The organism is Rhodopirellula sp. P2, assembly GCF_028768465.1.
Classification (GTDB): domain Bacteria; phylum Planctomycetota; class Planctomycetia; order Pirellulales; family Pirellulaceae; genus Rhodopirellula.
This window is the reverse complement of the sequence record NZ_CP118225.1, coordinates 5004581-5016768: the sequence shown is the minus strand read 5'-3', so window position 1 is coordinate 5016768 and position 12188 is coordinate 5004581. Positions and strand designations below refer to the sequence as shown.

Genomic DNA, 12188 nt, shown 5'->3' with positions numbered 1-12188 from the left:
TTGCTATCCACTTTTGTTGACGTTCTATCGGGATCGAATGTAAACCTCGGCTTCGCTTCGTGTGACGTTCCAAACGGAGGCGACTTGATCGTCAAGGTAGACCAGTCGCAGATCAGCAGAGTAGTCGGTGTCAGGAACAGTAAGCGAAAGCGAACCCGCTGGAGTGACACGCCAGTAGACGCCGCACATCTCCACTTCCATGATCTGCGTGTCGCCAGCCTTGATTCCAAGATGAGGCAAGTTCATTTCGGGCGGTTCGCCAATACTTGCGGTTCCAGCTTCCGCGTAAAAACCAAAGTTCGCAATGCGTGTCTCTGATACAAGGGAATAATGCCAGCCAACAATCTGATCTTCGGTCCAACGGATGGAGGGTGATTGATCGGTTGCGGTCGGGGCTGATGCGGCAATGCGAGAACGATTCAGTGCCCTTCCAATCTTCAAGAGCGGTCCCGAAAAACCGATGCAAAACACGAAGGAACAAGCAAGTAGCCACGAGAATGTTGCTCTTCTACGCCTCATGCTCTCCTCCACATATTGCAACAGACAAGGTTGACCAGTCGTCGTCCAGTATAAGCAGGTTGGAAGGAATGATTGGGGAGTGTTCTCGGGGCTTGCACCCCGAGCTATCAACGTGGACTCCTAGGGAGCCATGCAGGCGAATTTGTCCCAGACGATGCCGGCTTGGATGATGTGACGCGAAGGAATGACGAAGGCGTTGCAGCCGGCTTCGATGACCCGCGAGGCTTCTATCCAAGCCGGCAGGACGTTGGGCACGAAACAGTTGGAACAAGGATGCACAATCAGGTCAAATGATTCATCCGCCAGTTCGGAAAGGCCGGCCATGTCGCCCTGAACGAGTTTGATATCCAAGCCTTCTCGCTCGGCCACCATTTGGTCCTGTGAAAGTTGGGCTGGCGAGTTGTCAAACACAGTCACCTTGGCACCCGCCGCGGCGAGGATGGGAGATTGTTGTCCTCCGCTTCCGGCCAGGCAGAGCACTTCAACAGGTCCGCCGGTAAAATCGGGAAACCATTCGCGAGGCACGGGCTTTTCTGGCGTCAGGACGATGCTCCAATCACCAACGCGAGCACGCTCGATTTCCTCTGGCGTGACAGGAATCGTCCAACGATTTCCTTTTCGCACCTGACTGTCCCAGGCCGCACGGTTGTAGGCAACGATGTCGGTGGCAGGATCAATGTTTGGATTCATGTTGCGAACGGTGATCGATTCGGTGGGCGTGAATAGCCGTTGCTGTGCTAGGAAAGCAGGTTGCCGAGGATGGTTGGCGGCGAACCAGTGAGCAATCTGGGGGTTAGCAATGGTTGGACGCTGAGAGTTCAGTTGTTCGGTAAGGTGGATGGACGAGGAGATGAAATGGCCGCACAACAAACCAGTGCAGAGCCAGGATCGCAATTCCCACGAGCAGATCGAAAATTCGGACTTTCGGCAACAGCGTGTCGCTTTTCAAATCGAAGTCCGTCGCGTTAGCCAATCAGCGAATGGCAACCGACTTCCCGGTTGCTCCAGCCTACGGGGAGAGGGAATCGCCAGGGCGACACGGAGTTTGCGGCTGGGTCTGTCGCTGAAAAGACCCCCGTCCCCTTTTGGGGCGTCCGCTGAGTGAGGTTGTTCGTTCAGTCGATGCGAATGGCCCACGCGCGGGAGGTCAAGTTGTTGGCGAGATTGGCAAAACAAGTGCGGCGGCAACAGCGAACAACCGTACGTTCATCGTGACTCTTACAGGACAAATTGGGACGCGGAGAAGGACTCCATCCGTGTGAATGTCACCATCATTCGTAGCGAAAGTCTCGATGACTTTCGCTACGAATGAAACTCGCCGACTGCCGTGGCAGGCAAGCAGTCTAGCCTTGGAACGGGTCTTTGCCGTTGATCCAGGGGCCGCCGTACTGCATGTAGTCAGGGTCTCGTTGTTCGCTGCCGTAGTCGCCTGCGTTCCAGCCTGGGATGTGGACAGCGGGGCCGCCATTGGCGGATCGTTCTTCCCACTTGGCTGCCCAACCCGGATCTTGGTCGGAGATCTTGTGATCTTCGTCGACAAAGAAGACTTTGCCTTGGCGGTAGCTTTGGGCACCGAGGTTGACGACCGACATGGCAGCCGCACCGAGGTCGGGTTGGTTGTTGCAAAGCGATGGGTCACCGGCTTCACAGGCATCCAACCAGTTGGCGAAGTGAGCCATGGTGGTGTTGTCGATTGGATTGGTGGTGATTCGTTCGGCTTCTTGTCGCACGTGAGTGACCGGGCCGCGTTCCGGGATGAAGTCAAACCCGTCAAACGATTCACCGTTGCCAAATGCGAACGTTCCGTAATGGCCACGAATCAATTGATTGACACGTGATTCTTCGTTGCACATCGTCGCGGTGACCAAGCCTTGGACGCCTTCATTGAAGTCGGCAACGACCGTGGCAACGTCAGGCACATCGCGACCGTCGTACTCCAGGTAGATGCCACCACCACCGACGACACGACCTGGCACGCGAAGGCCGGTGGCTTTCAACATGGAAGTGGTGCGGTGAACGAACAGGTCCGTGAACATGCCGCTGCCGAACGGCCAGAAACGACGCCATTGCTTGTAGACTTCGCGATCGAATGGCACGTCTTCGGCGAGGTCGTGTTCGGTTCCCAGCCAACGTTTCCAGTCAATCGTTTTGGGAGTCATGTCAGGCGTGAGTTTGTAATAACGCCATTGTCCGACATCGGAGTTGCGGAAGTATTCGGTTTGGAAACCCAGGACTTTGCCGAGTTTGCCTTCGCGAAGCAATGCGTTGACCTCGTCCCAAACGGGGAGGCTGGTTGACTGCACACCGACCTGCATGACTTTGCCGCTGGCACGCCACTTGTCTTCAACGTCGAAGGCTTCTTGGACGGTCTTCGTCATTGGCTTTTCGCAATAGACGTTCAGTCCGGCTTCGAGAGCGTCAACGGTTTGGCGGTGGTGCCAGTGATCGGGGGTTCCGATGCAGACGGCGTCGAGATTTTCTTTCTCGATCATGTCGCGGTAGTCGACGTACTTGGCCGGTTTGGTTTTGGTGGCCTTTTCGATGTAATCGGCGACGGTGTCCCGTTGGGTTTCGAACACTTCGGCGACAGCGACGAGGTCAATCTTGCGACCTGCCTGGTGATGTTTGCAGAGCGATTTGACGTGAGCACCGAAGCCTCGGCCGCCGGGACCGATGAACCCGATTCGCATGCGTTCGTTGCTGCCGGCGGGGGCCGCCGAGGCCGGTTGGCTGGTCGTGGTTGCGGCGGAGAAGGTCGCGGCAGAGATAGTCGCGGCTGCAGCCGAGGTTTTGAGGAATTCGCGTCGGTCGCTCATGGCGGGCTCTTCAGGGTGGAATCGGGGATGAATGGAAGGGCATAGACTAACCGCCTGAGAACGCGGGGGCAATTTTGGGGGATTTTTTGGGCTCCTCCCCGGTCTTCCAGCGGTTTTTTGCGAACAGGAGAAGTTGGTGGGTTCGTTTTGCCTAATCGGCACATTCGAAACAACCGATACCAAGATGTCTGGTCCGCACCCATGTTGGATGCGCGGCCGTTCTCTCTGTCGTGAAACTTGATTTGCACCGTCGTCGGATCACCGCTGCCGAACCCCATTTGCGATCGCGTCATTGCGTGCGCTCGTTCGGTGTCTGCATGGCTGTGGTTCTGTCGACGGCATCGTGGGTGGCCCCCACGATCGGCGAAGATGGATTCTCCACCCCATTTCGTTTGCCTTCGGTCTCTCAATCGCAATCCGTTCGCGAACGGGAGGGGATCTCCATTCGATGGGCTCAACACAAGGAGAGAGCCAGGGTTGCGAAAGACAACGCGGTTGAACTGGAGACACTTCCCGCCCCGTCTCGGCCACCGGAGGATCTGCCAACCCCCGATTCGGATCAAGAGATCCGTCAGGGCATTCTGCTTCGCGCGGTCCGCAATGCCGTGAGCCTGGGGGACATTCCGCTGGCTCTCAAACGGTTTGAAGATCTCTTTCGAGAGTTTCCCGGCCAAACGGATTTGAAGATTGAGTACATCGGGTTGCTGATTCAATCGGGCAATCTCACGAAGGCGGAGCAATCGTTGAAGGTGCTGGTCGACCAGTTTCCCGATTCAACTCCGTTCCTCATCCTGCATGCGGAGTTGTTGATTCAACAGGGGAAGCATCTCAATGCGGAACGTTCGCTTCGCAAAATCGTCGAAAGCGGTGAAGCGAATGTGGACGTTCTGATTTCCTTTGCTCGCGTGCTGGCCTGGCAAGGCAACGTTGTCGAAGCGTTGGAGGTCTATCAGCGACACCTGCGAGATCTGCCTGGATTGCCGTTGCCGAACGAACTCGCAATCGCCGAACTGCTGATCGAGATCCAGCAACCCGGAGATGCCATCGCCGGGTTGCTCCGGCTGTACGAATCCGATCCCGGCAACCCGCAAGTCCTCGTGATGCTGGTGCTCGCGAATTCGCGAATGGGTGAGAACGTGGTCATCCATCGGTATTTGGAGGAGCTGCAATCGAATCCGGAGTTCAGCTTTGACAGTCGGATTGAACTGGCCGACACGTTGTATCGAGACGGTGCCGACCGGTTGGCATTGATGGTGTACCAGTCCGCGTCCGTTCTGCGACCCAACCACGTCGCCACTCAAACCAAAATTGTCCGTGTTTTGGTGCGTCTGTTCGACATGAACGGTGCAAAAGCGGTGTTGGATTCCATTGCAGAGACCAACGCGGGAACACCCGACCATCGGTTGGTGAGGCTCGAAACGGCCAACTATCAAACCGCGGTGGGCGAACATGCCAAAGCGTTTGCAATCTATCGCTCCCTTTTGGTCGAGAACGAAGACGATGAGTTAGCACAAATTGGTTTGGGAACGCTCTACCATGCGATTGGAGACGATCGGGCTGCCGAAACCGTGTTCCGCAATCTGGGAACAAAGCAGTCGCACTCGGTCCAAATGCTGGCCGAGTCGTTGCTGCAACAAAACCGACTCGGTGAGGCGATCCAAACGCTGCGTCAGTCATCGCATACGACATCGCTGAACCATGAAGCGGCGATTGCGGACATCTTGCTGCGTGGACGGGATTATGCCTCCGCCGAATCTGTCTGCGTGGCTGCCTTGGCGGGTGCCCAAGGGACTGCACTTGATGCCGCCACCAAGATTCAGCTTCGGACCACGCTCGGACTGTCTCAGCTCAAGCAGGGACGCTTTGCGGAAGCCGAGGACACGCTCCAAGAAACACGGCGAATGCAGGGAGGAGATTCGGCCAAGCTTCGCTACGGGCTGTATCGCTGTTTGATCGCACTGGACCGCGAGGCGGAGGCCGAGCAAGTGTTGTCGGACGAGCGGAATTCGTTTGCCCCGATGACGAAAGATCGGGTGACGATCGCTCAATTGGCCATGGCCGATTGTGAGTGCAAGTTGGCGGAGAGATTGTTGCAGCAAGCGTTGATGTTCGACCCGAGCAATGTCTACTTGATGATCTTGCTGGGGGAATCCCGATCGATGTGCAATCGATGCTCCGGCGATTGTGACGATCGGTCGAGTTTCGTTTCGGCGCTGGCGGCATCGCCCATGAACACCCGCGCCCGCTTGGGGTTGGCTCGTTCCTACACCCGCACGAATGACTTCCGCTTGGCGAACAAGTCGTTCGACATGATTCTGACGGCGTTCCCACAGCACGAGACGGCACGGATCGAAAATGCTCGCATGCATTACGCTTGGAAGGGCGTGGATGCGGCGAACCACGCGTATGCGGAAGCCAAGGCACGCCATCGTCCGCAGGAGTTTTTGCCTGGTGCGAGCTTGATGCACAGCGACCTGAATACGTTGCAGGTCGAATACGAACAGGCAAGCCACCGCTTGCAACTCATCGAAGCGGAGCGAAAGGCCAAGTACTACAAGGACTGGAAGCCTCGAACGGCGCTGGCCAACTATCAATCGTTGCTTCAGCTGGACCCCACCAACCAGGAAGCCCAGTTCGATCTGGGCCAAGTCCATTCCGGGTTGAACCAAACTCAAAAAGCCATCGCACGGTACGACTGCTTGCTCAGTCAGGATCCGTGCCACACCGAGGCTTTGATTGCCAAACGGCGAATGCAACTGGAATCTCGTCCCCAGATTTTGAACTCCTTTCAGTTTGAATTTCGATCGGGCCGGCAAGGATTGACCGATTTGACTTCGTTGAGATTGGACACTCGGGTCGTCAAACCGATTGGAGATCAGGACGAATACCTCGTTGCAGGCTATGCCCATCGCTTTTTGCGGCCCAAGCAAGGCGAAGACGCGGATGGGAACGTGGCGATTCTTGGTTTCCAAACCAAACCATGGGATCACCTGCGTTTGTTCGCTTTGGCGGAGTTGGAACAATACGATCAAGGTTTCTCAACACGAGTCCCGTTTCGTGCGGGATTGAACTGGCGAACGCCGGCGGACGTCCATCTCGGTCTGGTTGGATTCCTTGAAAATATCGCTGCCAACGGTGAATCGATCCGCCAAGACACCTTCCGTGGTGGGTTGGAACTCAGCGCAGCAACGAACTTTTCTTGGCGTTGGGATGCGGCCGCGATGTACCGTTTGGCGGGCTATTCCGATGACAACTTCTCACAGGAAGTGTTGGTTCAGAACAACTACTTGCTGATTCCAGGACGCACACAATTGCGATGGAAGACGGATTGGAATTTGATCGCCTTCAACGAATCAACTCGCTTCAACGCTGACCCAAATGATTTGACTGGGATTCTTCATCCGTATTTCAGTCCGTCTGCCTTCACGTTTGCGTCCAGTGGCATGGAAGTCCGCAAGTGGCTGAGTCCTCACAACTTTCATGGTGCCGATTCCCATTGGGTGTCGGCCTACGGTGGCGTGCGGATCGACTCGGACAGCGTTGGCTACGGGCTGTTCGAAGCAGCCGCGCATCGCGATCACCAGGGATGGTTGAGTGCAGAGGTGAAAACCTCGGTCATCCTCTCGGAGGTCTACAACAGTGTGGGCGTGGGCGGCTTGTTCACGATCCGGTTCCCTTGATTGTCGTTGCTCACCGTCTGTTGATGAACCGTGCGTGGGGGTCACGGGCTAGCATGTCACTTCCGGCCACCCCGCATTTCTGTTGAATGAGTTGCCCGCCGCGCCTCGTCGCAGCGAACAAGTGACGAACGTTTCGGCATGGCGGAAGCCGCGCGGTGTCGAACTGGGAAGGTTGGGGCCTGTCGCTATGTCACGTGATGTTCAGGCGATCGTTTGGCAAGGGCTGGCCATCATTGGCTCGGTTACAACGAGGCGGTGGTCGCGGTCAGCAACCAATTCAAATGCTTTTCGGCGGAGCGGAAATCGCCTGCCGATTCCAACAGGTCCACCAATTGCAAACGCAGTTTGACCTCATTGGGCCGTTCTTCAACCATTTGAGTTAAGAAAGGAATCAAGGACTCCGTTTGATTGTGCCGTGCCATCGCCGCGACCATCGTTTGTCCTGCGACGCCTGCATCGGGTCCGTCTGAGATTGCCAAAGCAACCCGTTGCAGTTGGGATGACTGAGAGGGTGACAGTTGGTCCACCAGCAGACTGGCCTCGACAAACGATCGTTGCAATTCCGCATCGTCTGGATTTGCTACCAAAATCGGTTCGATCAATCTCATCGCACGCTCCCCATCGTGATTCCACAGACAGGTCAGGGCATGCAGACGGCGGGCGTCTGCGTCATCGGGACGGAGCTGCACCAAGCGATCCATGGTCGTCATCGCCAATTCAAAGTCGTCTTGACCCAGTGCGGCGTTGGCAAGCAGTTGCAGAACAGCGGGGTCCTTCGAATCAATCGCGAGCAGAGCATGACAATGCTCAATCACTTGATCAAAATGCCGAGCAGACGCGTAAAGGTGCGCTCGGTGCAGGCGGTCTTCATAGCTGGGTTCGGAATCATCCTCTTCAGTCAAGAATGAGATGGCTTCTTCGACTCGGCCAACTTCGGCCAACAGGCCTGCGTATTCACGACGCAATGCGGGGTCGTCTTTGACAAGCAGCGGGTCCACACGAGCGAACAAGGCCACCGCTCGAGTGATGTCGCCTCGGTTGGCATGGTTTCGTCCAGCTGAGATAAGCAATTCGTTGCGTTCTTGATCATCGCTGGCTTCATCGACATGCTCCAGCAGGTCAGCGTAGATCGGCAGGGCGCGATCATACATTTCGGCGCCGTCGAAGGTCTGTGCTCGACAGAATTTCGCGGTGAAGGTGGTCACATCTCGATCCATGATCAATCGATCCAGTTTCGCGATGCTTTGGTGATCCCCTAAGTTCTGGAAGATCTCTCTCAATCGAACGATCCGTTGTTCATCTGCATCTGGGTCCTCAACGGTCTTGGCCAACAACGAGGCGAGTTTGATGCGAGTTTCTTGAGGGACGACAGTTGCCTGTTGATTGAAGTTCAACAGGATATCATCCTGGTTCCAAAGCAAGGTCCCGAAGATTGCGATCAAAGACGCGGCGATGGAGAGCGTTCCAGTCAAGATGGCTGGACGAGCGCGAGGCAACTGACGCTCGGGTGGCTGAAGTTTCACCACGGCGCTGACACGATTCTGATCACTGGCGTTGCACAGAGAAAGCAGCAGGCTTCGGCCTTCCCCGGTGAATCCCACAAAGTCCAACTCCGCTAGCTGCAGCGGCACGCATCCCAGGTTCACCTGATGAATCGCGGTGACGACCGTCGTTCCCGCGATTCGTCCCAGTGGGGTGGTCAGAACAAAACGAGTTTCGGTACCGACATCCGGGCAATTGGTGGCAAGGACCATGCACCCGTGGGCTGTGATCCCTTCCGTGACGGTGGGTTCATACTTGGTCGATCCGTCTGACAGTATGATGGGCAAATTGATGCGTTCATCATCCATTTCACTGGCAGCCAACTGGACCTCGATTGAGTCGTCGCGATGCTTTTTCCGCGATTCGAATTGATCGTACATCCGCGTCGTGGCATAGTCCGAACACAGTCGCCAGATCACGCCCAGTGCTTCGGTCGACGGATCCACGAATTCGCACCCGTAGCGATAGCTGGTCGCGTTGCCGTCTCGCGTGGACTGCGACTGCAAACCCGGTGATTTTTGACACAATCTCGCTCGACAAGTCGCGGTCAGTCCCATCGCCGAAATCGTCAACGTCACGTCTTGGTCGATTGGTAGATCTTCGAAGGCATGGAATCCCACCCCCGCTTCGTTGAGATCACACGTCACACCCGTTCCAATGCGACGGTCATCTTCCTCGCCGAGTTGATACGTCAGGTGCAGAGCACAAGGGTGACGCCATCCTTCCTCGGTTTCGTCGGAGGCGCGAAGCGAACGCTGGATCACTTGCCAAGCAAACCAACACTGGCTCAACAACAGCAGGGAACCAACCAGGACTCCAGTCAAGTCATGGGTCAGCCCGATCGAGTATTTGGTCGATGCCCACGCGATGGCCAGGGCACTGCCGACGATGTACAGGCATTGAGGCATGATGAAGCGGCGAATGCTGTTGGTTTGCCGGCCTCGTTTGGACGTCACGACGAAGGTGGTTTTTTTGCGTTTGAAGACGGCGCGATAGCAGGATTGGATTTGAGTCCAGAACGATGCCATGTGTGTCAATTCGGTGCCAATCAAATTGCCGTGTCCATTGCTCGTCACCGTCACGGCTGTCCAGATCGTGAGCATGTAGATCAACGTGATGATCCCCAGCGTCCAAGACAGTTCCGCAACCGGTGCGACGCCGGTCAACAGCATCAACATTGGCGCCAGATACAATTGCAGCTTCTGAATTCCGGTCGTCCAGCTGAGCATCGAGCCCAAGTAGCACAGACGCTGAGCCAAGGTCAGTCCTGGCATGGTGAAGGGATTGTCATGGGCAAAGATCCCGAGATTTCCTTCACCCCAACGCAGACGCTGTGTGTTGAATGTCGTGACATCGGTGGCAGCTTGGCCGCTGACCAACCGTTCATTCACGAAGAGCGAGTTCCAGCCCTTGGCATGCAGCCGAAGACCGGTGTGCATGTCTTCGGTGATCGTTTCGGTCGCCACGCAACCGACATCTTCCAAGGCGGATCGTCGGAACATCGCGGCACTGCCGCAGAACGAGACACCGTTCCAGTAGTTTTTGCCAGGCTGGATCACATTGTAAAAGATCTCGCCTTCTTCCCAGTAGGTTTGGCGTCCGTAGTCCAATGTCCCGTGGAAATTGTCGAAGTTGTAAAACGAGTGAGGCGTCTGGACGAATCCCAAACGGTCGTCTTCGAAGTAACCCAGCAGTCGGGTGATGAAGTCCTGGCGAGAGATGTGATCGGCATCGAAGATGACCACGAATTCACCCGAGGTGATTCCCATCGCGTGATTCAAATTGCCTGCCTTGGCATGCAAATTGGTGTCGCGGTTGATGTAGGTCGCGCCCAGTTCATCGCATAACTCCGCCACGGCGGGACGGTTGCCATCATCCAACACGTAGGTTTCGTGTTCGTAGTGCAACGCGAGCGCAGCGGAAATGGTGCCGCGCAGAAGACTGGGATCTTCGTTGTAGGTCGGAATGTAGACGTCGACGGTTCGGTTTTTGAGCGGAGCGACCGGTTCGGGTTCCACAATTTCCCAAATTTGGAAAAAGTAGAGGTGCATCAGCAAGCAGCCGTAGAGTTCGGCGACATACAGCGAGAGCGAGGCACAGGTTGCGTACACACTGTCAAAGTTCAGCGTGAACGCGCCGCGAAATCCGAGGTAGACCACGGACACCAACATGGCGGCAATGATGGACGTGCGACGGATTAAACGATTGGAGCTTCCAAACATGGGTGGCTTGTCAGACGAGAATGGGGGCAAGTCCGAAAGCCTAGGTCCGACTTGGCTGCCGGGCTTCAATTCCGGTCAATTATTTTCTGCAAAGACAAGGGATCCATTCCATGGGAGTGGCCCACCTCCACTGAGAGCGGGTAGTCCGCCCACCACGGCCCGGCTGCCCAAACGCACCCGCCAAGATCCGCGGCTTCCATCTGAACCAGCATTTTCGACAACAGTTTGTTCCAATCGGCGTCGTCAACGGGAACACCAAATTCACCCACAAATCCTCGGACCTGGTTGCGTTGGCACCAATCCACGAACGGTTGCAATCGTTTGGCAGGACGTTGCCCGATCCGGGGGTCGTTCAGTGCTTCTTCAGCAAAGGACATTTTGTATTGACCGCTGGAATCGTGGTCCAAGTAGCAATGCCCTTCGTAGAGCACGCGTCCCGTCGCATCGTTGATCCAAGCGTCCGGCCCGTTGACGCGGGAGAATTTTTCCGTGGAGGACCAGGCATCACCGGCAACCAAGAGCCATGTTTGTTGGTCGACTGCTCGAATCGCATCGACCGAACGCTGAGAAATTTCGTTCCATCGGGAGCTTCCCATGTCATGGGGTTCGTTCATCAACCCATAGGCAATCACGGTCGCATTGTCGTGGAAATGGATTGCCAACCGGGTCCAAAGATCAGCCAAGTGTTCACTTGAGACCGGGGTTTGCCCGTCGATCTTTTGATCGATGATGCAATCACGTGTCCCCCGGGCGGTGAGTGTGCGGTACCGGCCGTAGTTGTGCAGATCGATGATCACGCGAGCTTCGGATGCTCGGACCTGAGCGATGGTTCGAACCAAGCGGTCAAGCTCTTGTGGGTCGAGTTCTTCCCCGAGAGCCGGCTGCAGACGCTCCCATCGAACCGGCAATCGCATCAAACGGATCCCACGCCGTGACAATGGCTGAATCGTTGACGCCCCTGGATAGGTGTAGTCGACATCAAAGACGCCTGGATTCAGGTTTGAAAAATCGGAACGGTGAGTTCCAAATTCAGGTCCAGCAATTGAGACTCCGATCGAAGCTGGAAAGTCTTCTTTGAGAACGTGGTCCGCCTGTGATGATTCGTGCACACGCAGCAAACTGATCACGATGACGAATAGGAACGGCCCCCAGTAGATCGGTCTCATTGTCTTTTGCCCCAAAGAAGTCTTGGTCTGTGTTGGATGTGTCTATGCGTCTGCCCTTTCAGAACAATAGGTTACGTTTGAAGCGCGGATGCGCCATTCGATCGTTATAACCAACAGGGGGGGAGTGTTCCTGTGTTCATTACGTCGACATTGCGTCGCCCCGCAGGTTTCCATGTCGTATTTTTGATCGGGGCGATGTTTGGCTTTGCGGGCATGCAAAGTTCGTTGGTTATTCGAAAAGGA

The 12188-nt window shown here is 55.9% G+C and carries 6 protein-coding genes; 1 reads left to right on the top strand and 5 read right to left on the bottom strand.

Translation table 11 applies throughout. The features are described from left to right. Positions 1-24: 24 nt before the first annotated feature. From PSR62_RS17715 to PSR62_RS17705, 3 genes are all read right to left on the bottom strand, one after another. Positions 25-246, bottom strand: a complete 222-nt coding sequence (locus PSR62_RS17715; RefSeq protein WP_274404331.1) for a hypothetical protein — start codon at positions 244-246, stop codon at positions 25-27. Positions 247-639: 393 nt separating this feature from the next. Further along, complete coding sequence (locus PSR62_RS17710) at positions 640-1209, bottom strand: class I SAM-dependent methyltransferase (RefSeq protein ID WP_274404330.1); 570 nt, start codon at positions 1207-1209, stop codon at positions 640-642. 653 nt (positions 1210-1862) lie between these two features. Continuing rightward, positions 1863-3335: a Gfo/Idh/MocA family protein gene (locus tag PSR62_RS17705; protein WP_274404329.1), complete on the bottom strand. Its 1473-nt coding sequence runs from the start codon at positions 3333-3335 to the stop codon at positions 1863-1865. Between the two features lie 317 nt (positions 3336-3652). On the opposite strand from PSR62_RS17705, the gene PSR62_RS17700 reads away from it, so the two are divergent. Then, positions 3653-7015: a tetratricopeptide repeat protein gene (locus PSR62_RS17700; protein WP_274404328.1), complete on the top strand. Its 3363-nt coding sequence runs from the start codon at positions 3653-3655 to the stop codon at positions 7013-7015. Positions 7016-7257: 242 nt separating this feature from the next. On the opposite strand, the gene PSR62_RS17695 is transcribed toward PSR62_RS17700, so the two are convergent. After that, complete coding sequence (locus tag PSR62_RS17695; protein WP_274404327.1) at positions 7258-10779, bottom strand: glycosyltransferase; 3522 nt, start codon at positions 10777-10779, stop codon at positions 7258-7260. 65 nt (positions 10780-10844) lie between these two features. Then, complete coding sequence (locus PSR62_RS17690) at positions 10845-11945, bottom strand: glycoside hydrolase family 5 protein (RefSeq protein ID WP_274404326.1); 1101 nt, start codon at positions 11943-11945, stop codon at positions 10845-10847. Between the last annotated feature and the right edge of the window lie 243 nt (positions 11946-12188).

Bases quoted from the DNA above. Each gene is read 5' to 3' on its own strand.
- PSR62_RS17715 (WP_274404331.1), bottom strand. From the start codon at position 246: ATGAACTTGCCTCATCTTGGAATCAAGGCTGGCGACACGCAGATCATG.
- PSR62_RS17700 (WP_274404328.1), top strand. From the start codon at position 3,653: ATGGCTGTGGTTCTGTCGACGGCATCGTGGGTGGCCCCCACGATCGGC.
- PSR62_RS17690 (WP_274404326.1), bottom strand. From the start codon at position 11,945: ATGAGACCGATCTACTGGGGGCCGTTCCTATTCGTCATCGTGATCAGT.
- PSR62_RS17695 (WP_274404327.1), bottom strand. From the start codon at position 10,779: ATGTTTGGAAGCTCCAATCGTTTAATCCGTCGCACGTCCATCATTGCC.
- PSR62_RS17705 (WP_274404329.1), bottom strand. From the start codon at position 3,335: ATGAGCGACCGACGCGAATTCCTCAAAACCTCGGCTGCAGCCGCGACT.
- PSR62_RS17710 (WP_274404330.1), bottom strand. From the start codon at position 1,209: ATGAATCCAAACATTGATCCTGCCACCGACATCGTTGCCTACAACCGT.